Genomic DNA, 22,187 nt, shown 5'->3' on the forward strand with positions numbered 1-22,187 from the left:
TAGCATTTCGCTTTTGCACAGAAAACTTCCGTTTCGCTCCAGGGTCTTGGACGAACACGGTGTTGGTCACGAAGGCGTTATAAAAGGTTTATCCGTCGTAACGAAGATCAACTAATATACATTGTAAAGTCTATAACTAATGTAATCTCCTGTTTTTTGGGAATGACCCACCAAATTCCCATAAAATAAAAAAAGTTGAATCGAAATGATAGTTTGCCAAGTCTAATAGTCAGAAGGAGGCGTTTTTCATTACTACACTGCAAGAATCACTAGTACAGTTAGCACAAAACGGAGATGAGCAAGCTTTTTATCAGCTTATTGAGCAGGAGCAACATAAGTTATATCGAATGGCTTATGTTTATGTCCAAAATGAAAATGACGCCGTAGAAGTTTTTCAACAGTCCATTATCCGTGCATATGAGGGCTTACCTCAATTAAAGGACCCTCAATATTTTTCTACCTGGTTAACGCGCATTATTATCAATTGCTGTAAAACCTATCTTGCCAAGAAAAACTCGGTACAGCTTGTAGAACCACATACATTAGAGGATTTTAAAAGTACATCACCTACCTATATCGAAGAAGAACTTGATTTATGGCATTCTCTCTGCGAGCTAGAGGAAAAATACAAAACGGTTTTACTATTACGTTTTTATCAGGACTACTCGGTAAAGAATATTGCAGTGATTTTACAATGTCCTGAGGGCACTGTAAAAACTCATATTCGCAGAGGCTTACAAGCTTTACGACAACAATTAAAGGGGGCATATATTGATGAATGGGTTCAATCCGTTGAAAGGAGTTATTAATGCGATTCCAATCCCCGAAGGACGTTTAACAGAAGTGTTACGTATTGAAGGGATGTCAAAAATCTTTCAACAAAAGCATCATACGGTCAATGCATTAAAAAATATCCATTGTACGATTTATGAAGGTGAAATGGTGGCCATTATGGGGACGAGCGGTTCTGGTAAAAGTACACTGCTCAATATGATTAGTGCCATCGATGAACCGACTGAAGGAGCGTTATTTTTATTTGGAAAGGAAGCGCATGATATTTATCAAGAGCCAAAAGCATCGAAATTTCGTAAAGAGAATATCGGTTTTATCTTTCAATCATTCCATTTGTTAAAGGATTTATCAGTTGAAGATAATATTGCGCTCCCCCTTATCCTCAATGATGTGCCAAGTAAAGAGATCAAAGTTCGTGTTCAGCAAATGATGGAGAAGCTAAATATTGCCGCCTGGGCAAAGCATCGACCAAATGAGCTTTCTGGTGGTCAAAAGCAACGGGTTGCTATAGCCCGCGCCATCATTGCAAATCCACCAATATTACTGGCAGATGAGCCGACTGGTGCATTGGATGTGAATACGACCGATGAAATTTTAGAGCTGTTAGTAGACTTGCAAAAAAATATGAATCAAACCATGTTACTCGTGACACATGACCCTTATGTGGCTACTTATGCAAATCGCGTATTATTCTTCCATGATGGTGCCATTGTGGACTCCTATCAAAATAAGCAAACTGCAGAGGATTTAGATTGTATTTTAGCAAGGTTCAAGCTTATTACTAGAGGTGATGTGTAATGTTTACGATGCGTACTATTGCTCTGAAGCTATTTCGTGCAGCGTGGGCCAATGTATTAACGAGTATTAGTATTATCACCATTTCTATTTGCCTTGTCATGACAATGAGTGTTTACATATGGAATGCCCATAGTCAAATGAAAGAAGACATACAAGCACAATTTGGCGAAATGGATTTAATGGTCGGCTATAACCCCGATCAAAACAGGTTGTTAACTTCACAGCAAATTGATAATTTCGAAGCAATGACTGGTGTTACAAAAGTTTCGAGTGTGTCACTTGCTCAAACATATGTTGAAAATGAGAAAAACACATCATTTTATACAGTTGGTGTGGAAAATGATGACTTAGTGAAAAGCCGCTATCATTTTAATGTCGATCTTGGTCCGAACGAAGTTGTGATTGCTGAAAATGTGGCACGTCTTTTTCACAAAGAGGTCGGCGATACGCTAAACGTTACTTTCAATAAAACGGTTGGAGACTCTGTTGAAGCAAATATAAGTAGCTTTACGATACTAGAAATCCTTCCACCCCTTAAAGGCACAGATAGTCCTAATTTTATCCTTATGCAAAATGATGAGTTGAAAACTTGGATGAATAATAGTAATGCACAAACAGCTGGTATGTTTGCACTCATTAAAACAGAAGATAATGTGGCTACCTTAGTGGGTACGGAATTGAAACAGCTTGATGAAACTTTACGTGTAGATGTTATGAGTGACTACGATGAATTCAAGAGAAATTTACAAGCATTAATCATTTTTATGGTTGTACTTTCATTCTTTATACTACTTATTTCAAGTGTTTTACTGCTATCAACATTCCAGCTATTATTTTACAAAATTAAAGAACAGCTTATGGTATTTCGTGCACTTGGCGCCTCCACAAAGCAAGTAGGACGCATTGTACAATTGCAATTATCTACAATCATTGGCTTCGGCGTATTGCTGGGGACAGCGGTCAGTTTATTGGTAATAAAAAGTTGGCTACCACAGCTCATTACCTTGATGAAAATGCCGGATTCAAAAACTGATTTACCGATGATCTTTGTGTTGGTAATTGCTATTGTAAGTTTTTTATTGCTACAGTTAATCACACAATGGCAAGTTCATAAAAGCTCAAGTCTATTACCTTTACAAATCGCAACAGAGAATGAAAATTTAAGTTTACGATGGACAAAATGGAAAACGATTGTTGTGAGTGGCGTTGCGTTCATATCACTATTCTTGTTTTTGAATGCTTATCAAGTCGGTAAAAATAGTGGCAAAGGTGCACTAATGATATTAATTGGTACATTACTTGTTAGTGGAATTTTCCTTTATATAATGCCATACCTCTTTACAGCACTATTCAAAATTACATTAAAGCCTATTCGTACTGTGCTCGGCAAAGAAGCATACTTAGCGTGTCAGCAGCTTATGCCACAAGTACGAAGAAATATGCCGATTATACTTAGTATTATCGGGTTAATGGTCATTTTAATATTTGGTAGCTCTTTATTTAAATCTGCTCAGCAAAGCTCCTATGAGTATATTAACTCACAATATGAAACATCGATTAAAATTGATAATGAATTAAATGACCCAACCATTACACCGGATCTAATAAATGAAATTGAGGCATTGCCGAGTGTGGCCTATGCCTATGCACGAAGTGAAGCACCTTGGATCGCGCTTGAAGGCGAAAATGGCTGGGAAGAAGGTAGTAACTTCGAGGCCGTTGATGTTGAAAAATACGTCCAATTAAAAAAGCTTGATGCTGTTAAAGGAGATTTGAAAAATGGAGTGATCATTACAGAAAGATTTGCTAGAAAACATCAATTAGCAGTTGGTGATCGTATAATGGCAGGGACATTTGATGAAACACTTCAACAAAATGTGCCAATTGGTGAATTGCTAGTAATTGATGTAGCTCTTGATTCTTATAATAAATATATAGATTTATTTGTGGATTGGTCTTCTTTTATAGTATCTTCTGATTCAACTATCATTACAAACATAATGGTGGAAGCAGATGATACAGAGCAGGCATTCGCTGATCTCTCATACTTACAAGAGCGTTGGCCAGCTTTAAAAATTACTGATAAAGAGACATTTATCAAACAAAATGATGAAATGACCTTCCAGCGCTGGAGCCTTTTTGTTGGAGTCTTTGTTATTTTAATTTCTGCTACTTGTCTCGGCGTATTACAAACACTGCTTCACTCCATTTACTCAAAACGTGCCGATTATGCAATTCAGCGGCTTATAGGTCTTTCACCGCGAGGAATAATCAAGCTGATTTTGACGCAAGTGTTATCCTTTGTACTTTATGGACTGGCTGTTGGGACATTTCTTGGACTTCTGTTTACAAAATTAATGTTTACGATTGACGGAGGATCTTATGACTTCGTTACATTAGGTGTTACGAGTATCGTCTTTTTAGTCGCGACACTTACTGTCTTTACACTACAAGGTTACTGGATAAGTCGTAAAAAATTAGCGAATGAAATGCTTGATATTTAAATGAAAGCAGACCCTCTTATGTAGCAGAGGGTCTGTTTTTCATTTATCGCTCAAATTTTTCAGTTTATCAGACACTTTTTCAAATTTATCGACATCTTACGCTCCTACAAACAGTACTGCTTGTCCGATCGCAATAAAAAATGCTTCATGCTGTATTGGGCTGTTATCTTCAATTTGAAGCGTAATCTCGAAATGAGTCTCGCAAAAGACAGCCTGCCAGCGTGCAATTGGTTGATCCTCTAGAGAAAATATAGACCAGTCCTCCATTTCCTTGTTCAGTTTTATTTGTTGGTCGCCATCCGTGATAATTAAATCAGGGATCATAATTTGCCAGCCATCATAGGCAATCATATACTCTTTGCCTGTGACGAAATCCTTCCCTATAAAATGCACTCGACCACGACGCGACATCTTCTTACATGTGAAAAGTGGCTGACCAGCGACATCACTAACATCAAAACGTACAAAATAGCGATAGTCCATCGTGCGGTCAAATGCCTTTTTCAGTCCATTCGAATAAACACGTTGAACAGTCGACGATACTTCCCCTGCTTCATTTAAAATGGCTACTGATTCTGTTGACTCAATGGCCGCTGGTTGTTTGTATGTATAAATCTTCAATCCGTTCGCTCCTTCATTCAGTTGCTTTCTATAAACTAACATAAAATAAGCGCCAAATACAAAGGTTGTATTTGACGCCTGAATGTTTATTTATTTTGCTTAGGTATTTCTACTGCGAATGGTTGGAACTTCACTTCTTTTAGTGATGACTTATCGAATGGTATTTTTGTTTCTATGCCATCCTTATCCATTTGTACACCGCCCCCGTCTGAAGGAAGCATTAAATATGGAGTAATCGTTAATTTTTGAACATCGTTTGAAATCGGGTCAAAAGACTTGATGCTGCTAAAGTTCCATACACCATTATCGAAATGACCTTCACCTCCACCAGAATGCGAAGTAATCTCCTGGCCATTCTGATCGGTAATACGGAATTCTATAAACGATGCACCTACTTGTGGATTATCAATTGTCCCCTTTTCAGTAGCTTTATAGTCAAGTGCTATACCTGATGGGCTTAATGAAATTTTGGACACATTCAGTTGAATGCCCTCTGCTTGCTGCTGATGATTAACGGGAACATAAATAGTATCCGTAATCTTTTTAACAGGAACTGTAAATTCCCATTTCTCCCCTTCTTTCCCTTCTAACATTAAGCCCATTTCAAAGGAATCCGGCATCTTTCCCATCACAGCAAATCTTGCAAGACCTGTATGAACCGTTGAGCTTATTACCTTTTCATTAAAGCTTCCAGATGCCACTTCAGGGTTTTTACCATTAATAGTAAAGTCCAGTCCTGCCCCAAAGTAATCCTTACTTAATTCCTTTTCAGAATTAACTGTAAATCCTACCGTAATATTAGATTCATCATAAAGAACTTCGTCTATCGTTACAGAAATACCATTAATTGAATGATTTTCTCCAATAGTGCTTGTTAATCCTTGTTCACTAGCTTGTTTTAGCCCAGGTAAACCTGAGTTACTGAATACCGAACCGACAATTGGTAGCTGTGATAATGTGCTTGCGAAAGTTGGTGATACATACGCGGCAGAACCTACCATAATACTAAATGCGGCTGCCGTACTTGCTACATATAATAATGGTTTTCGTTTGCTTTTTCTTCTAATTTGTACAGGTGTTTGAGTCATATTTTTTTGCTCCTTTGCTTGTTTTATGCCATTGGCAATCGCTGCTCGTACGTCATCCCTTGGGAATTCCGGAAGGGTACTGTTTTCATTAAATGGCTTTTTCATTAAACGTTGCACTCCTTTCTAATTCTCGTTTTAATTGTTTTTTTCCACGATGCAAATACGTTTTAATAGTGCTAACTGGCTTTTCCATTACTTCTGAAATTTCTTTAATCGGTAAATCATGATAATAAAATAAAATGATGGCCATTTGCTGAGAGTGATTCAAAAGCTGTATTGCGTCCGATAAATCGATTGGATTCGCCATAACATTTTCTTGCTCCTGTAAACGATTTAATAATTCACTTTCTTCATAAGGAATGATTTTCTGCCCTTTTTTTAGCAAACGATAGCATTCATGTATTAAAATCCGAAACAGCCATGTGGAGAAAAATTCCGGATGCTTTAGTTGATGCACGGTTAGATAGGCTTTACATGCTGCTTCTTGAATAGCGTCCAATGCATCCTCTTTTCGGCCAACATAAGAAAGCGCGGTATAAAATAATTTTTCTTCCTCTAAAATGAGTAGCTGCTCAAACGCTTCCTTATTTCCTGTAATAGCCTGTTTAACGATCGATAAGTCATGTTCCATGCTGTTTCCTCCTTTCAATACTTAGAGTAATTAACCCAATCAAAAGGTTTCACTTTGACAAAATTCTTTTTATAAACTTCTATCCAAGAGAGCGAGAATCGCTGATTGAACGCGGAACATCGCTGATAGAAAACGGAACATCAGTCAGTCCTTAATATTGTGTAAAATTCTATACAAAGTTTTTCAACCCCGATTTTAATTTCCCTAAATTTTTACAGCTTACGTTGGAATTCGCCGCTAAAACTTTGAGTTTCGCCGCCAACCACGCAAAGAACGCCACTAAACCCTAGAATTGCACCGCCAACTAAGCAAAGAACGCCGCTAAACCATAGAGTTTCGCTGCTAACAAGCTTTTTATCAGCGATTGTAGGTGGTTTATCAGTGATTTTGCTGTTTTTATTGCTGATAAGAGAGCGAGAACCGCTGATAGAACTCGAAACATCGCTGATTTTGGCTCTTTTTTCCATTACTTTGATTCTTTTATCCACGACTCCGGCTCTTCTTTCCACGAATTTGCTCTTCTATCCAAGATCCACGTATTTGACTCTTCTATCCACGACTTTGATTCTTCTATCGTACACTAGCGTTCTATCCATTACTTTTGTCATCTAGCCGTCACCTATGTTTCTACAAAAAAAGTAGACTACTCACTTAAAGTAGCCTACTAAACTTTTCCTTATTTATCCAATTTGAAAGTAACGTCGCCTAATCCGATTTCGGAATTGACCTCTATTTTTACATCTGCTTTGTCATACGCTTCATTTACATAAACCCCTTCTCCTTTAGAAATGAGGCCATCAATACTTGATGTGCCGATGCCTTTTTCTGTCGTAAGCTTTACCCCAACCTTTGACGGTAAAGTGACAGTAGTGTTCCCAACACCTGTTTCAATATTCGTTTCGAAGCTTTTTTTCCAATCGCCACCTAAATTTACTTTAAGATCGCCAACACCCGTGTTAATATCTAATTTTTCAAGCTGCAACCCTTGTAGATCTATTTCTGCATCCGACGCTCCCGCTTCGATTGAGAGATCCATTGGAATATCTTCATTTAGTTTAATATCCCATATATTTTTTATTTTCCCTAAACGCACGTTAGTTGAGCCTTTATGATCAATCGATATTTTTCCTGTCTTGCCACGTAGGTCATATTTTACTTTTGGAGCAAGTTTATCAATATTGTATTGAGCAGTACCTTCAATCCAATCCTTAGCACCTTTTTCTACTGTTATTTCTCCAATTCCAAGTTGTAATTCAACATCTAACTTTTCTGCTTTATCCTTTTCTACTAAGATCGTTTCATCTTTGGTTTTACCTGGTATGACTGAGTTGCACCCCGATAGCGCAATTAATGAGGCGCCTATTACCAAACCAAGTCCCATAAATTTTTTCAATGTAATTTCCTCCCGCTATATAATATTCCAATAAATTCATTATATATGAATTTTCATTTATAAATACGACCCTCCGCTTTAAAATCTTCTAAGACCTAAGACGTAGTGAGCACCCCTTCCATGGATATGTCAAAAACCCCGTATGAAAACATCATATTCATACAGGGTAGCTGTTAATAGGTGAAAATACGTGAATCATTATAGAGAATAGAAGTATTTCCTTCATGATCCAATGCATGTATCACCAATTGAGAAGTAGCTATTTCTGAATTTAGAGGCACTGACATTAATTGCGCATCATTCGAATCAACTGCTTTCTCAATTCGCTCGGTCCCAGTGTCTACTATTACTTTTTCAATGTTATGTTGGTTAAGTAATGGAATAACAAGATAGTGAATGTCTTTCAAATAAATAGAAACCATGGTATCTACTTCGCTCTGTATATAATGATCCAATGCATAGCCTTTGCCATCATGCTTGAAAATTGCTATACCTTGAAAGCGATTCTCCGAAAAATAACCAATTCTATACTGTTGTATCGTTATTGTATCATGCATTTTAACAGTATCCGGATGAAAAGGTCCAAGTTTTACAGTATTTCGAATTTCTGCTTCATTCTGTACGTAAATGCGGTACCCAATTCGTTCAGACATATTCCCCAAAATGGCAATTATGATGATGATACATAGTAATACTCGCCAAAACCATTTTTTCATAAATGCTACTATCGCAAAAATAAATAAGAACACAGAACTCACTAATCCTACTACCATCCATGGTCGTGTTAAGGCGCTATAGTCTTTCACCTTTCCAGACTTTTCTGGATAAAGATTTGAATCGATAATTGCCGACGTCGTTGATTGGATATCATGTTGAAAAAGCATCATCTTTAAGCCAATGATCAGACAAGCTGATACGACTGCTGTTAGGATAATTGGCATTAACGGTGTTCGTCTCTTCGTTTTTTGATTGATTTTTTGAAACGTTTTTTCATGATTTTCATGCGAGAAGTTACCTTCCTTATACATTTCGTTGATGGCATTACGAATCCGATCCATATTCGAACCCCTCCTCCAATAGCGTGATGCCTACCATTTGACGCGCTCGCCTTAATCGTGTTTTGACCGTATTTTCTGGTAGCTTTAGTAATTCTGCAACGTCCTTTAAGGAAAAATCTGCAAAGTGAAATAGTAGTAGTACATCTTTGTATTTCGTCGGAAGTTTCTCAATCGATGCCACTAGCAATGCATCCGTCTCTTCCATCAATACTTCTTTTTCAGGATTATTGGAAAGGCTCTTGAATTTGCTCCAATAATCAATGACTTGTATTTTTTTATAACGCCAGCTTGAAAGATAACTGTGACAATTGTTAATCGCAATTCGATATAAATATGTTTTGATGGAAGCTTCTTCACGAAATTGCTCCATTTTTTCATAGTATTTAACAAATGTGTCTTGTACCAAATCTTCAGCCACTGTCCAATCTTTAACATATGTAAAGCATACGCGTAATAAATAATCCCCGTACATTGTCATGGCTCTAGATAAGTGAGCGTCCTTTTGTTCTTTTAACATTTGCTCGCCCCCTTTGCTTTTACAAAAAAACATTTACAGTTAGACTGATGAACAATGAAAAAGTTTCATGGAAAAATCAAATTTCTCCATGAAACTTACATGTTAAAAGTTATCATTTCCCTCCACTAAAGCTTGTAAGTTAGCGAGAGAAGCCTCGTAGCCCTTCGTATTAAAAGTGACCGTGGTGCCATTTTTTTCTTCCTCTAAGACAATAGCGATCAGTGTTTCTTCTATACCTAAGTAAAACGAAAACTCTCGATTTGGCGTTACATTTTTAATCGTTAACACCATCGGTAATTTTTCCGCAAGCTGATTTTGTTCATTCGGCATTATCGAGAATATCATCTCTTCTCCTACCTCTAATTCGGGGATTTCCCAAGTTGAATCAGGGGCATACCATTGCGTCAGCAGCTGTTCTTCTGTGACAGCCCGCCAAACTGTTGCAATACTTGCATCAATCCAAATCGAACTTTTTTCTTGATCCATCATCGCATTCCTCCGTTTGCTGAAATCGTGCTTTTTCTATAACTTTATCCTATTATAGGAATAAATAACAGTTACAACTTTAATTCTTTGTTTTTAGGTTTTGCTATGCTTTTCCGCAACAATCCAACATAAAAAGCGTGTTTTGACAATTGCTTGTTTAAAACACACTCTTTAAGGACATTTCTTATGTTCTACGCATATAAGCACGGACGGTTAGTGGCGCAAAAATGATGACAACAATTGCAGCCCCAATAAGTGAAGCTGACAAATCCCAACCTATAGCTCCCGAATTTGTAAGTTCTCTGACGGCTGTGACGAGATGTGAAATCGGATTAATTTTCACAAACCACTGTAGGAAATTTGGCAAAGTCTCTGCTGGAACAAAAGCATTAGAAAGAAATGTCAGTGGAAACAGTACTAGCATGGAAATCCCTTGTACACTCGAAGCTGTACGTGCAATGACACCAAAGAAGGCAAAGATCCAGCTAATAGCCCAGGCACAGACAATAACTAAAAGCCCCGCAAGTACAACGTGGCCCAATCCCCCTTCTGGTCGATACCCCATGATATATCCCATAGTAAAAGTAAGCACAGTTGCAATAGTATAACGAATCGTATCTGCCAATAGAGCCCCTGCCAGTGGAGCAATACGTGCAATCGGTAATGATTTAAATCGATCAAACACCCCTTTATCCATATCTTCCCGCAATTGGACTCCTGTAACAATTGAAGTAGTGATGACCGTTTGCACGAGAATTCCTGGAATGATGACTGGCAAATAGTTTTGCACATTACCCGAAATGGCTCCCCCAAAAATATAGGTGAACATGAGGGTGAAAATAATCGGTTGAAGCGTTACATCAAATAATTGCTCTGGTGTACGTCGAATTTTTAATACGCCTCGATAAGCCATCGTTAACGAATTTCTTAAAGATTGATTGAAGCTCGGCTTCTTTAGCAATTGACTTTTCATACTCTTTCCCCCTCTACTTGCTCAGAGCCCTTGAGTTCTTGGGGAACATTTTCACCAGTAATGGTCAAAAACACTTCATCTAAGGTCGGTTTTTGTACACTAAACTCGTCAAGCTGAATTCCTTTTTGACGAAGTGCGATTAGTAAATCAGTAACAGCGTCAACATTTGCCATCGGGGCCGTAATCTTCCCAATGTCCTGTGTAACTGTTGTTTTTACTTTAAGTATTTGTTCGATGATTTCACGAGCAACTATGATCTCCTGGTGATTTCGAATATTCAAATGTAAAGATGATGTACCTACAGATGCTTTTAGCTCATCGACTGTTCCCTCCGCAACAACTCGGCCATGATCAATAACGGCAAGTCGATCTGCCAGTTCATCAACCTCTTGCAAATACTGTGTCGTTAATAGGACGGATGATCCTGTATCTACTAATCGACGGATCGTGTCCCACATTTGATTACGTGTTCGAGGGTCTAAGCCTGTAGTCGGCTCATCTAAGAAAATCAATGGTGGCTGTGCGATCAAACTCGCAGCCAAGTCCAAGCGACGGCGCATACCGCCAGAGAAATTTTTCAATGGACGTTTAGCGGCTTCTGATAAACCGAACTCTTCCAGTAATTCAGCTGCTTTATTCCGGGCCTCTGTACGTCCCAATCCTAACAAACGAGAGAAGATAATCAAATTTTCCGTTGCACTAAGTGACTCGTCAACCGAAGCATACTGACCAGTGACTCCAATTAATTGACGTACAATGTGAGGCTCTTTCACTATGTCATAACCGAATATTCGTGCCGTCCCAGCATCTGCTCGTAGTAGGGTTGCAAGCATTCTGATAGTAGTAGTCTTCCCTGCTCCGTTAGGACCAAGTACACCATAGATAGTGCCAGCACGTACGTTTAGATCGACACCATCAACAGCACGATTTTCTCCAAAATGTTTCATGAGACCATGTGCTTCAATGGCCCACTCACTATTCGCTAGCGAGCGTTTCGTTCTATTCATTGTATTTCCTCCTTCGCTTATTTCCATCGTTTCATTTTTCTTGAAACAGATGAAAATAACTTTTATAGATTTTATTAATTGTCTATAAACGGATAATACAACAAATTTGTGAACTGAATGTGAACCGAATAATTTAAGTCATTCATTGAATTTGATTGGCCGTTTTTGAACTCTTCATATTTTTGGTCGTCCTATATAAATTCATTGCACCAAGAGCGACAACTAATGCAACAATATCCAACGCTACTTGATAGCTTGAAAATGTCGTTACCATTAAACCATATAATGAAGGAGCGATCACAATAAAAAACTGATTCAACGTCAAGGCTGCACTCACAGTTAGACCAACATACTGTGGATTCGATTGCTCTGTCACACAGGCGATAAACAATGAATACCAGCCAAGTGCTACGAAGCCCAATAAGAAACAACCTAATAGCATCAACAATTTCGCATGTAGCATAAGCGGCAATAGGACGATAAGAATAACTGCACTAGTCATTACGATCATTAATAAAAATTCCCGCTTCTGCGCAAAAAATTGGTCACTAATCCACGCAATGGCTACTCTTCCAATCATTCCACCGATTAATACAAGGCTTAAATATTGCCCCGCCGCTGTTAAGGAATAACCTCCTTCTTCATGTAAATAACTCATAAAATGGGCAACGAGTATCATTTGTAAGGTCATCATCACAATTCCAACAATATAGATTGGATATAAATCTTTATTATTTTTAATAGCTTCGAGCTTCTCTTTAAAAGTGACAGAGGTTGCAGCTACTGCTACTCGATTTTTAGGCTCCTGATAAATCAGTAAAAAAAGCAGTCCCCCAGCAATAGCTACTATGCCTTGCACAAGATGCACCGATGTTAGGCTATGGTGATAGTACATATATGTGAGAATGGCTGATGCTAAGGCTCCACCGATTGGGATGCCTGTTTGTCGAATGCCAATTGCTAGCCCGCGATGTTTGTCTGGAAACCATTTCACAATTGCGGTGCTGCCCCCTGTTTGTGCACTTCCGTACCATACGCCTACAATTAATAATAAAAATAACAACACTGCATAATTATTGACCAACATGAGAAGTAGCGCTGAAAATCCTAGTAAAATAGATCCCCACCCTATAATTTGTTTTTCCCCTCGTTTATCCATTAAATAGCCGAACAAAATCATCGAAAAAATTGGCCCAATATTAACAGCAGAAACGATAAAACCAGTTTGAAACGATGATAAACCCCATTCAATTTGATAAAATGTGGCAATTGGCCCCATGCCATAAGTTACAAAAGTTGCCGCAGTTTGTGACAGTGTAGCTACTAATACAATGATCCATTTATAATATGTATTCATAAAATTCCCTCCAATGCTATTTCACTGATTCATTGACTTTACGTATTTGAGTTTACGCTTGCTCATTGAATGCGTAAAATGGAGGAAAATGATAGTAGCTATCAAAAAATTTTATAGGTGTGTGACATACAACATGAACATAGAAGAAATAGCATTAAAGATCGAAATTTTAGAGAGGCAAAATCTTAGTAAATCCGCTGAAATTACAAAATATACGCAATCTGCCTTAACCTCTAAAGTAAAGAAAATGGAGGCGGAAATTGGTCAGGAGGTGTTTAATCGTACACCGCAGGGGCTGAAGATTACAAATGTAGGAACACAATATTTAAAATTTCTAAAGCTTATGACACAGGAGTACGATGACTTTTTACAAGTGATTGGTTCAGCGCAAACGAAGACCAAAATTAGCCTGGGCACTTCCCATACAACGATTAAAATTTATGGCGCATCCATTATGAATGCCTTGCAGACAAATAATATTTCTTTAGATATCGATTTCACTGTGGAATCTAGCACTTCCTTAAATGAAAAAATACATCATGCTGAAATGGATTGTGCACTGACGAGTAATCCTATTAAACACTACTCTGATGTAAATTATGACATGATTGCAACAGAAACATTTGAAGTCATTTCGAACGATTCACATATTATTGATTTTGAGAAACGTTCGTCTGTCACACTCCTTGTGTTAAGTAGAGGCTGTATGTATACACGGGCGATGGCACAGTGGTTAAAAAAGAATCAAGTTCCATTTACGATGAAGGAAATAAAATCGGTCAGTAGTATCCTTGATTTCCTACAAATAGACAATACAATTGCTGTGTTAAATACAAAACTAATTGACCTTTATAACTATTCCAACATTCACTATTATGATTTGCCGAAGTTAAATAAAGTGATAGAGACTGTCTTTATTTACAAGAAGAGCGAGAGTCAACAATCTTGTATTTTTCAATTAAAACATGTGATTGAATCGTTGTTGGAAGACCCTATTGAGCAAAGCTAGTTTGTTCAATAGGGTCTAAATCAATTTATCGGAATGATTTTATGAATTGTCGGAACAATTCTAGGATTTATCGGAACAATTCTAAGATTTGTCGCTCTAATTTTTAGGTTTATCGCCCAACTTTTTATTTTTATCACCCACTTCACAACAAAATCAAAGAACAGCTAACCCTTGTGATCCAAAATAAGGGGGTTGAGTCCAAGCAGCAACCTGCAATCTAACTAGACTTCCACCCTCTTGAATCGCAAATACGGAGACCGTTCCCTGATTTCCGTTAAGGGTGTAAAAATGCCGTCCATCTTTACTCACACCAACATCCATTGGCAGTCCTGGAGTTGTTCCTATCGGTGTACTAGTAATCTGCCCTGCCACTGACAGGGCACCATTGGGATCGATCCGGTAAGTGGAAATAGTGCCACTTAAAGTATTAGTTATGAATGCAAAACGTTCATCTCTTGTCGTGATTACCCAGCATGCTGTTTTATATCCGTTTGGTACAGAGCCACTGATCACTTGAAGAATCCCGTCGTTGCTCATTGAATAGGATGACAGGGCATTTGAACTTGCTTCAGTAACTAAGAGGATTCCAGAGGATAGAAAATAGGCACCCAATGGACCGTCACCATAAGAATCATTAACGATTGGTTCTGTAACCGTACCATTTTGATTTACGTTGAAAACACTAAGACGGTTTGAAGTATACTCGGTTACTAGGAGCTTACTACCATCATGTGTGAAAAGAACCTGAGCGGGCTCGGCATTGAAAGTGCTGAGAGAACGTGAGGAGTCAGCAATAGGAGTAAGGCGCCCGTGTTCAGCTATGCGAAACCCTTTGATGTTCGATGCATAATTGTTTGCGGCATTCCCTACATTAGCAACATAGACAAGATTACCAAACACATCTACACTATTAGGCTGAGCACCTCCCGATGGCTTCACGTCCACGAGAACGGGCACACCGCTGTCACTAATGATAAAACTGCTAATACTATGACTGCCTGCGTTCACTGCAAGAAGAAAACGACCATCACGGGATAAGGTTAATGCTCCTTGTGACGTAAGGGGATCGACACCGTTGTTTGGGGTTGCCGCAGAGACTTTCCTTATGCCAGTACCTCTACCATTAGTTGGATAGGCACCCACAAAGACGAGCATTCCATTTGTGTCCCTGTAAAAGGCAATGACTTGATTCATGACTTCATTATTCGTCATCATGTAAACCATACTTACACTTGCAGGGGAATTTTTGTTCATATAATCTTTCCTCCTTTTATAGCTTTATATGGTTCTTTAACGGTTTCGATTCCCTGTTTTTTATTTAAAAACAACAATTGGACTGCCGAAACAGCTGTCCAATTGTTGTGCAGTAACACCTAGCTTTTTTCGATGTAATAAAAAAAACGCGGCAAGTGAAAAAGCCATGTTTTTAGGTTGAAATAGAAAAACAAAATAATGTCCCTTCTTCGTCTGAATGGAGTGAATAGCTTACTTGAAGCATTCTAGCGATATCATCAATGATCTTCAAACCAAGACCTTCACTTACACAATTTTGTGCAAAGCCAATACCGTTATCCATCATGAAAATCTTATTATCTTTTATTGTTATCTCGAGCTTTGTAGCTTTTGAATGTTTCAAAGTGTTTTGGAACACATTATCGAACATTCGTTGTAGCCATAGTTCATTACTCGTCCATGTTAAATGGGTATCTACTGGATGATATATTAATTCAATGTTATGCATTCTATATAAATAGCTCCACTTTTTTATCATCGTTTCTAACAGGGTCGTGAGTTGCACTTCCTCCGTCACGATATAAGAATTCTCCATTGTGTCTAAGGATTGCAAATTAAATTCATTCGTTAAGCTAGCGATATAATGTATTTGCTCATTCAAGGATTCCACCAATTTAGGTTGCTCCTTTAAGGTATCTTCTAGATAAAATAATTGTAAACGAATAGCTGTTAACGGGGTATTAATATCGTGTCTAAGCTTTTGTAATAGTTCTTTTTGTAGCTCCTGCTGTTGTTTAAGCTCTAATTCCCGATAAGTAGTTCGCTCAATTAGTATATTAACTGACTGAATTAACTGTCCAATTTCATCCTCACTGCCAACCTCTAATGTACTTAGGATTCTTTCATTACTCGCTAAGTCACGGATCGTTTTGTTTAACATATTAATTTTCGTTAGTAATGTATTGATCGATTTCGAAAATAAAAATGCTAGCAAACATAAGGATAGGAAGAACACAATCAGCATCGTTGGATAGGCGAAAGATTCATGGAATGGAGTGCCTTTATTTCTAGTTTTAAAAGCGAATTCGTAAAGAATAGACATCGACACACTGATCCCTAATAAGACGATTGGGACACTAACTATGGCCGTAAATAATAATAATCGATATTTTGTTTTTAATGTCATTTCTTTATGTAGGTATTTAATCGATACCCTTCTCCGTAAATATTTTGTAGGATCGTACCTGATGAATCATGAATTTTCGTTCTGATCTTTTTGATATGAACATTGATGATATTTTGATTTCGATCTTCAAGCGGCCATAAATAGTCAAAAAAATGATCCTTCGTTAACACCCGATTCTTGTTGTCAAATAAATAAAAGAAAATTTTACGCTCGATTGCTGTTAATGAAATTTCATCATGTATATTATTTTTAAATAATTTACGATGCTCTAAATCAATCAATAGATGCTGAATTTGCGCGAATGTTCCATATTGCTGCTCTAGCATTTTCTGCATTCTTAAAAGGAGCTCTCTCGGATCAAATGGTTTTGTCATATAGTCTTCTCCAACGGTTAACCCTTGAAGCTTGCTCTCTATATCATTACGAGCTGAAAGAAAAATAATGGGAATATTTAAGCCTAAACTTTTAATGTTCTTTGTCAGCTGGTAACCATCTTCCCCTGGAAGCATAATGTCCATTACGACTAAATCGATTTGATGGATAAGGTTCATAATTTCTCGTCCATCAGTTTTCCATACAACGTCGTAACCTTCACGTTGTAGTATTTTTTGCATCAAATCGCCAATCATTTGGTCGTCTTCTACTATTAAAATCGTAAATCCTTTCATTACCTCGGCCTTTCTGTATTGCCAACTTTTTTCTTCATAAATTTTATAGCAAGATTATAAATTTCATCAGGTTTGTATAAATAAATACTATGAGTACCACTTAATTCTCTCACTTCCGAAATGTTAATTTGCTTGGCAAATTCCGCATATTTCTGGCTGTGGTACTTCGTAAATTTTGAATCTTTATTTTGTTCAGCAATAGCATCTATTAATAATATCGGTGTGTCTTTTGGTTTCGGAAGCGCTTCTGATTTTAAACTATTTTCGTACACATGCAGTAGCTCATTTTTCATATCATCATTAAAAAATTGTTTATAAGATAGTGCTTTATAAATTTCTTTTTCTTCCGCAGTTAAAAACGATTGCTTCATTACTTCTGGATTGTATACTTTCGAAGGTGTTAATCGATGTACGCCCAATTTCGTAAGCATATTCATTCCCCTAACCATCCATACATCGACTACTCCCATTTTATGCTCCACATATTGACTTGGCAAACCAATATCTAACGCAATAATCCCCTTAATTTCTTCAGGATATTTTTGTGCCCAATATATCGCTTCAACCCCCGAGATGGAATGTGGTACTAATATATAAGGAGGCTTATTTCCACTTTTCAGAAGCGCTTCTCTCGTCTGTGCTAAAATTGTATCAATATCTCGTTCGTCACTTGAGACATCGCTATACCCATATCCCGCTCTATCAATAACAGCAATCTTCTGTTCTTGAGAAAATTTACTGTACAGCCCTTTCATTTCATAAATCGGTGCCGCAACTCCTGAGCCTGCCATAAACACATAAGTATCCTGACCATCCCCCTCAGTGTAAACATTGATTTTTTGATGATCGACCTCAACAAGTGTTCCGTTAGTATCTAAAAGTTTGGATTCCTTACTAAGCTGATATCGATCATAGCTGAATATCGCCACTAGTCCAATAAGTATAACTGCAATAAAGTAGATAACTATTTTCATAAACATTTTTCTCATGTAATTCCCCTTTCAGTTGATACTGTAAGAATAAACAATAAAAATAAATATCTAATTAATTTTTTTGAAGAAAATAAAAAAACTGTCTAATAAGTTTTTACACACTTAATAGACAGCCTTCTATATGTTATTCCACTTGTTCCAGCAAAAGTTTTTGTTGGAGATTACTATAAATACCTTGTTTTCGCATAAGCTGCTCGTGATTGCCCTGCTCAACAATTTCACCTTGTTGAATAACAAGAATTTGGTCAGCATTTTCGATTGTTTTTAGACGGTGCGCAATAACAAAGCTTGTGCGCCCCTGCATTAAATGCTGGAGACCTTTTTGGATATCGACCTCTGTTTGCGTATCCACACTGGATGTAGCTTCATCCAAAATCAAAATATCCGAATTTTCTAAAATTCCCCGGGCAATAGCCAATAATTGTCGTTGACCTTGACTTAAGTTTGCCCCACCTGCTTGTACAGGTGTATCATATTGTGCCGGTAAATATTTAATAAAATTATGGGCATTCGCGATTTTCGCCGCTTCTTCCACCTCTTCATCTGTAGCATCAAGTTTACCGAAACGAATATTTTCACGAATCGTTCCAGAAAATAAATACGTATCCTGCAAGACAACACCCACTCGTTGACGGATCGTTGCCATTTTAAAATCTTCAATATTATGACCATCAATCAAAATTTCCCCTGCATCGACATCATAAAAACGAGTTAACAAATTGATAATCGTCGTTTTCCCTGATCCGGTTGGGCCAACAAGTGCAATCGTTTCACCAGCCTTGGCATGGAAGCTAATATTTTTCAGTACCGGCTTCTCTGGCACATAACTGAAGGATACATGTTGAAATGACACATCCCCTTTTAAACTTTGAAAATCAAGGGCATGTTTTTTATCAGCTACTTCCGATGGTTCATCTAAAATTTCGAAGACTCGTTCCGCCCCAGCAATCGCTGACTGGAATGTATTCAAAAGGTTAGATAGCTGATTCAGTGGACGGAAAAATTGACGTGTATACGTGACAAATGCGGCAATAACCCCAACCGAAACGATACCCTTTACCGATAAAAATGCTCCTGTGCCAATAACAACAGCTAAACCTAAGTTATTCATAAAGTTATTAATTGGGCCTAGTAAACCAGAAGTAATTTCTGCTCGTTGCGCCGAGTTACGGAGATTTTCGTTCTGTTTATGGAACGTTTCAATCGTTTGTTGTTCTGTTCCAAAAAGCGTCACAACTTCCGCCCCCGTAATCATTTCCTCAATATAACCGTTCAGCTTCCCTAAATCACGTTGACGTGCCGCATAGTTTTTACTACTACGTTTAATAATCTGCTTCGTCGTAAAAACAATTAGAGGAATAATAATCAGTGTTACGATTGCTAGCTGCCAACTTAGAGAGAACATAGCAATACTAACACCAATTACCGTTAGCACCGACGATACGATTTGTGTCACACTTTGTGCAAGTGCCGTATTTAAATTATCGATATCATTTGTTACACGGCTCATTAAATCACCGAGTGCTCGCTGATCGAAAAATCTCAGTGTTAATGTTTGTAGCTTTTTAAATAGTTCTAGTCGCAATGTCCGAATTGTTTTCATCGCCACATGAATCATGACATATGTTTGTAGCCACGTAAAAATAGACGCTGCAGTATAGATAACTGCTAGCACAACACCTAGACGAATCGTACCAGCAATGTCCTTTTTCATAATATATTCATCAACAATATGTCCGATTAAGTACGGCCCTGCTAAACTTAAAAATGTAGAAGCTACTACAAAAAAGATAGAGAAATAAAGTCCTATTTTTTGTTGCTTTAAATATTGCCATACACGATTAATCGTTGCTTTTTGATTTTTCGCCTTTTCAGTTGGACCAGCCATACGTGGTCCACGTCCAAAATTCATTTGCTTTGGTTGACTTTTACTCATTGTTGTACACCAGCCTTTTGCTGTGAAGCGTAAATTGCTTGGTATGGTTTATTATTTTGCAATAACTGTTGATGTGTCCCTTGACCTACAATTTCGCCGTCCTCTACTACAAGAATTAGGTCCGCCTGTTGAATAGAAGCAATTTTAGACGCTACGATAAACGTCGTTGTATCTTTATATTGATTGCCAATAGCTTGCTGGACATGTTTTTCAGAGGCGCTATCAAGAGCAGATGTTGTATCGTCCAACACTAAAATAGCTGGTTGTCTTACGAGTGCACGCGTTAACGCTAATCGCTGCTTTTGACCGCCAGAGAGATTGGTTGCCCCCTGTGAAAGTTCATATGCTACGCCTTTATCAAGCCGGTCCACAAATTCAGTGGCACATGCTGCATCAAGAGCTTGCTGTAATTCCTCTGACGTTGCATCCGCTTTACCAAGACGAATATTATTGTCAATTGCACCTGAGAACAGTAATGCTTTTTGAGAGGTAAAGCCGATATGTTTACGTAAAGTTGATATTGCATAATCATTTAGCGGCTTTCCATCCAAATATATTTCTCCACCAGTCGGGTCAAATAAACGTGGTAATAGTTTCACTAATGTTGATTTTCCACTACCTGTTTTGCCGATAAGACCTACCGTTTGCCCCGGTTTTACTGAAAATGTAATATTTTTCAGCACATCCTCCGCCGATTCATAATAACGATAGCTCACATTGTGAAAGTCAATCGCCCCTTGAATTGGCGAGGTAAGTGGATTTTCTGCTTCCTTTACTGCTACTTCTTTATTTATAACATCCATGATACGCTCTCCTGAAGGAATAGCTCGTGCAATTTGCATTAGCACCATGCTAGAAGTCATCAAACCATTTAAAATAATCGTTAAATAGTTAATAAATGCGAGGATGACCCCAACCTGTAATGTACCAGCTTCTACTTTAATTGCACCAAGCCAAAGTGCTGCTACAATGCCTAGATTGACAACAAACATTGTAAACGGCACAAGTACACCAACAATTTGCTCTGCTGAAATAAAGCGCTTCGTCAGCGTCTCATTAAGCCCACTAAATTGTTCAATCTGTTGTGTTTCACGACGGAATGCCTTAACGACACGAATCCCCGCTAAATTTTCCTGAAGCTTCGTATTAACACCATCAATCGCTTCCTGCACTCTTCGGTATAGGACACCTGAGTACTTTGTGAAAAAGTACATCGCAATAATTAATATCGGTACAATAATAAGAAGTATAGAAAATAGCTCGCGTGCTGTCACAAAAACAATAATGACCGCTCCAATAAATAATAGAGGACCACGTACAAAAATACGCAATGTCATCATAAACGCACGCTGAACACTTTCCACATCACTCGTTAAAATCGTAATGAGCTTCCCTGTTGTAAAAGCGTCACGCTCCTTTGCCGAATACGTCATCATTTTTTCATACAGTGATTGACGAACATCCGATGCAAAATGGATCGCTGCCTTTGAACTATAATAGGAGCAACCTATCCCTCCAACAAGTCCAAATACCGCACTCATTAGCATCCAAATGAACATTTTCAGCACATATGGATTGTCGCTATTAGCAATACCTGTATCGATCATATGCTGCATAATAGTCGGCTGTAGTAAATCCATCGTTACCTCTAGTACCATTAATAATGGCGCGATCAAGGTAAAAAATTTATAGGGTCCTAAAAACCCTCCTAACTGTTTAATTGCCTGCATTCTTTCGTCTCCGTTCTTCTCTTTCACACCTTAATTATAACTGAAAATCATTCTCAAGTGGTAATTAATTTTTCGTGTCTCGTAATATTCGAGACACGGTCAATATCATGCAAATAAACCTCTATTTAGAAATAAAGGATGTATTTTCCCATTTTTCCATTATAATAATTATAAGTAATAATTGGGGTTGAATTCCGTTCCGACTGAG

At 37.8% G+C, this 22,187-nt stretch carries 21 protein-coding genes; 4 read left to right on the forward strand and 17 right to left on the reverse strand.

Going from position 1 to position 22,187, the window contains the following annotated elements; translation table 11 throughout:
• Positions 1-317 precede the first annotated feature (317 nt).
• The 3 genes from ACIPKN_RS04735 to ACIPKN_RS04745 are packed head-to-tail and all read left to right on the forward strand — an operon-like array spanning position 318 to position 4,094.
• The gene (locus tag ACIPKN_RS04735; RefSeq protein WP_400934057.1) at positions 318-809 is read left to right on the forward strand and encodes a sigma-70 family RNA polymerase sigma factor; all 492 of its coding nucleotides are present in this window, start codon (positions 318-320) and stop codon (positions 807-809) included.
• 52 nt (positions 810-861) lie between these two features.
• Positions 862-1,590 carry an ABC transporter ATP-binding protein gene (locus ACIPKN_RS04740; protein ID WP_400934059.1) on the forward strand — a complete coding sequence of 243 codons (729 nt, stop codon included), beginning with the start codon at positions 862-864 and terminating at the stop codon, positions 1,588-1,590.
• Positions 1,590-4,094 carry an ABC transporter permease gene (locus tag ACIPKN_RS04745; protein WP_400933890.1) on the forward strand — a complete coding sequence of 835 codons (2,505 nt, stop codon included), beginning with the start codon at positions 1,590-1,592 and terminating at the stop codon, positions 4,092-4,094. Before ACIPKN_RS04740 ends, ACIPKN_RS04745 begins: the two co-directional genes overlap by 1 nt.
• 96 nt (positions 4,095-4,190) lie before the next feature.
• On the opposite strand, the gene ACIPKN_RS04750 is transcribed toward ACIPKN_RS04745, so the two are convergent.
• The 11 genes from ACIPKN_RS04750 to ACIPKN_RS04800 form a co-directional block, all read right to left on the reverse strand.
• Positions 4,191-4,715 carry a tubby C-terminal domain-like protein gene (locus ACIPKN_RS04750; RefSeq protein ID WP_400933892.1) on the reverse strand — a complete coding sequence of 175 codons (525 nt, stop codon included), beginning with the start codon at positions 4,713-4,715 and terminating at the stop codon, positions 4,191-4,193.
• A gap of 86 nt (positions 4,716-4,801) precedes the next feature.
• The gene (locus tag ACIPKN_RS04755) at positions 4,802-5,908 is read right to left on the reverse strand and encodes a DUF4179 domain-containing protein (RefSeq protein ID WP_400933894.1); all 1,107 of its coding nucleotides are present in this window, start codon (positions 5,906-5,908) and stop codon (positions 4,802-4,804) included.
• A complete protein-coding gene (locus tag ACIPKN_RS04760; RefSeq protein ID WP_400933897.1) occupies positions 5,892-6,434 on the reverse strand; it encodes a sigma-70 family RNA polymerase sigma factor in 543 nt (180 codons plus the stop codon). The genes ACIPKN_RS04755 and ACIPKN_RS04760 overlap by 17 nt, the downstream gene beginning before the upstream one ends.
• A gap of 212 nt (positions 6,435-6,646) precedes the next feature.
• Positions 6,647-6,922 carry a hypothetical protein gene (locus ACIPKN_RS04765; protein WP_400933900.1) on the reverse strand — a complete coding sequence of 92 codons (276 nt, stop codon included), beginning with the start codon at positions 6,920-6,922 and terminating at the stop codon, positions 6,647-6,649.
• Positions 6,923-7,110: 188 nt separating this feature from the next.
• On the reverse strand, positions 7,111-7,827 hold the full coding sequence (locus tag ACIPKN_RS04770; protein WP_400933903.1) for a toast rack family protein: 717 nt from the start codon (positions 7,825-7,827) through the stop codon (positions 7,111-7,113).
• A gap of 173 nt (positions 7,828-8,000) precedes the next feature.
• A complete protein-coding gene (locus tag ACIPKN_RS04775; RefSeq protein ID WP_400933906.1) occupies positions 8,001-8,885 on the reverse strand; it encodes a hypothetical protein in 885 nt (294 codons plus the stop codon).
• Complete coding sequence (locus ACIPKN_RS04780) at positions 8,869-9,402, reverse strand: sigma-70 family RNA polymerase sigma factor (protein ID WP_400933909.1); 534 nt, start codon at positions 9,400-9,402, stop codon at positions 8,869-8,871. The genes ACIPKN_RS04775 and ACIPKN_RS04780 overlap by 17 nt, the downstream gene beginning before the upstream one ends.
• Before the next feature lie 102 nt (positions 9,403-9,504).
• On the reverse strand, positions 9,505-9,891 hold the full coding sequence (locus tag ACIPKN_RS04785) for an SRPBCC family protein (protein ID WP_400933911.1): 387 nt from the start codon (positions 9,889-9,891) through the stop codon (positions 9,505-9,507).
• Positions 9,892-10,072: 181 nt separating this feature from the next.
• The gene (locus tag ACIPKN_RS04790) at positions 10,073-10,861 is read right to left on the reverse strand and encodes an ABC transporter permease (protein WP_400933913.1); all 789 of its coding nucleotides are present in this window, start codon (positions 10,859-10,861) and stop codon (positions 10,073-10,075) included.
• Complete coding sequence (locus ACIPKN_RS04795) at positions 10,858-11,868, reverse strand: ATP-binding cassette domain-containing protein (protein WP_400933916.1); 1,011 nt, start codon at positions 11,866-11,868, stop codon at positions 10,858-10,860. The genes ACIPKN_RS04790 and ACIPKN_RS04795 overlap by 4 nt, the downstream gene beginning before the upstream one ends.
• A gap of 142 nt (positions 11,869-12,010) precedes the next feature.
• Positions 12,011-13,225 carry an MFS transporter gene (locus ACIPKN_RS04800; protein WP_400933919.1) on the reverse strand — a complete coding sequence of 405 codons (1,215 nt, stop codon included), beginning with the start codon at positions 13,223-13,225 and terminating at the stop codon, positions 12,011-12,013.
• Positions 13,226-13,358: 133 nt separating this feature from the next.
• On the opposite strand from ACIPKN_RS04800, the gene ACIPKN_RS04805 reads away from it, so the two are divergent.
• Complete coding sequence (locus ACIPKN_RS04805; RefSeq protein ID WP_400933922.1) at positions 13,359-14,234, forward strand: LysR family transcriptional regulator; 876 nt, start codon at positions 13,359-13,361, stop codon at positions 14,232-14,234.
• Positions 14,235-14,387: 153 nt separating this feature from the next.
• Here ACIPKN_RS04805 and ACIPKN_RS04810 read toward each other — a convergent pair whose 3' ends face one another.
• From ACIPKN_RS04810 to ACIPKN_RS04835, 6 genes are all read right to left on the reverse strand, one after another.
• Positions 14,388-15,488: a lactonase family protein gene (locus tag ACIPKN_RS04810; protein ID WP_400933925.1), complete on the reverse strand. Its 1,101-nt coding sequence runs from the start codon at positions 15,486-15,488 to the stop codon at positions 14,388-14,390.
• 172 nt (positions 15,489-15,660) lie between these two features.
• Complete coding sequence (locus tag ACIPKN_RS04815; protein ID WP_400933928.1) at positions 15,661-16,653, reverse strand: sensor histidine kinase; 993 nt, start codon at positions 16,651-16,653, stop codon at positions 15,661-15,663.
• Complete coding sequence (locus tag ACIPKN_RS04820; RefSeq protein ID WP_400933931.1) at positions 16,650-17,321, reverse strand: response regulator transcription factor; 672 nt, start codon at positions 17,319-17,321, stop codon at positions 16,650-16,652. The genes ACIPKN_RS04815 and ACIPKN_RS04820 overlap by 4 nt, the downstream gene beginning before the upstream one ends.
• The gene (locus tag ACIPKN_RS04825; RefSeq protein WP_400933934.1) at positions 17,321-18,310 is read right to left on the reverse strand and encodes an alpha/beta fold hydrolase; all 990 of its coding nucleotides are present in this window, start codon (positions 18,308-18,310) and stop codon (positions 17,321-17,323) included. The genes ACIPKN_RS04820 and ACIPKN_RS04825 overlap by 1 nt, the downstream gene beginning before the upstream one ends.
• Positions 18,311-18,437: 127 nt before the next feature.
• Positions 18,438-20,249 carry an ABC transporter ATP-binding protein gene (locus ACIPKN_RS04830; RefSeq protein WP_400933936.1) on the reverse strand — a complete coding sequence of 604 codons (1,812 nt, stop codon included), beginning with the start codon at positions 20,247-20,249 and terminating at the stop codon, positions 18,438-18,440.
• Positions 20,246-21,979 carry an ABC transporter ATP-binding protein gene (locus ACIPKN_RS04835; RefSeq protein WP_400933938.1) on the reverse strand — a complete coding sequence of 578 codons (1,734 nt, stop codon included), beginning with the start codon at positions 21,977-21,979 and terminating at the stop codon, positions 20,246-20,248. The genes ACIPKN_RS04830 and ACIPKN_RS04835 overlap by 4 nt, the downstream gene beginning before the upstream one ends.
• Positions 21,980-22,187 lie beyond the last annotated feature (208 nt).

It is taken from the genome of Lysinibacillus sp. NPDC086135, assembly GCF_044746345.1.
In the GTDB taxonomy this organism is placed as follows: Bacteria; Bacillota; Bacilli; order Bacillales_A; family Planococcaceae; genus Lysinibacillus.

Coding starts and splice junctions, on each gene's coding strand:
- ACIPKN_RS04810 (WP_400933925.1), bottom strand. CDS start 15,488: ATGAACAAAAATTCCCCTGCAAGTGTAAGTATGGTTTACATGATGACG.
- ACIPKN_RS04755 (WP_400933894.1), bottom strand. CDS start 5,908: ATGAAAAAGCCATTTAATGAAAACAGTACCCTTCCGGAATTCCCAAGG.
- ACIPKN_RS04740 (WP_400934059.1), top strand. CDS start 862: ATGTCAAAAATCTTTCAACAAAAGCATCATACGGTCAATGCATTAAAA.
- ACIPKN_RS04830 (WP_400933936.1), bottom strand. CDS start 20,249: ATGAGTAAAAGTCAACCAAAGCAAATGAATTTTGGACGTGGACCACGT.
- ACIPKN_RS04760 (WP_400933897.1), bottom strand. CDS start 6,434: ATGGAACATGACTTATCGATCGTTAAACAGGCTATTACAGGAAATAAG.
- ACIPKN_RS04805 (WP_400933922.1), top strand. CDS start 13,359: ATGAACATAGAAGAAATAGCATTAAAGATCGAAATTTTAGAGAGGCAA.
- ACIPKN_RS04820 (WP_400933931.1), bottom strand. CDS start 17,321: ATGAAAGGATTTACGATTTTAATAGTAGAAGACGACCAAATGATTGGC.
- ACIPKN_RS04780 (WP_400933909.1), bottom strand. CDS start 9,402: ATGTTAAAAGAACAAAAGGACGCTCACTTATCTAGAGCCATGACAATG.
- ACIPKN_RS04795 (WP_400933916.1), bottom strand. CDS start 11,868: ATGAATAGAACGAAACGCTCGCTAGCGAATAGTGAGTGGGCCATTGAA.
- ACIPKN_RS04775 (WP_400933906.1), bottom strand. CDS start 8,885: ATGGATCGGATTCGTAATGCCATCAACGAAATGTATAAGGAAGGTAAC.
- ACIPKN_RS04745 (WP_400933890.1), top strand. CDS start 1,590: ATGTTTACGATGCGTACTATTGCTCTGAAGCTATTTCGTGCAGCGTGG.
- ACIPKN_RS04825 (WP_400933934.1), bottom strand. CDS start 18,310: ATGAGAAAAATGTTTATGAAAATAGTTATCTACTTTATTGCAGTTATA.
- ACIPKN_RS04785 (WP_400933911.1), bottom strand. CDS start 9,891: ATGATGGATCAAGAAAAAAGTTCGATTTGGATTGATGCAAGTATTGCA.
- ACIPKN_RS04790 (WP_400933913.1), bottom strand. CDS start 10,861: ATGAAAAGTCAATTGCTAAAGAAGCCGAGCTTCAATCAATCTTTAAGA.
- ACIPKN_RS04815 (WP_400933928.1), bottom strand. CDS start 16,653: ATGACATTAAAAACAAAATATCGATTATTATTATTTACGGCCATAGTT.
- ACIPKN_RS04800 (WP_400933919.1), bottom strand. CDS start 13,225: ATGAATACATATTATAAATGGATCATTGTATTAGTAGCTACACTGTCA.
- ACIPKN_RS04835 (WP_400933938.1), bottom strand. CDS start 21,979: ATGCAGGCAATTAAACAGTTAGGAGGGTTTTTAGGACCCTATAAATTT.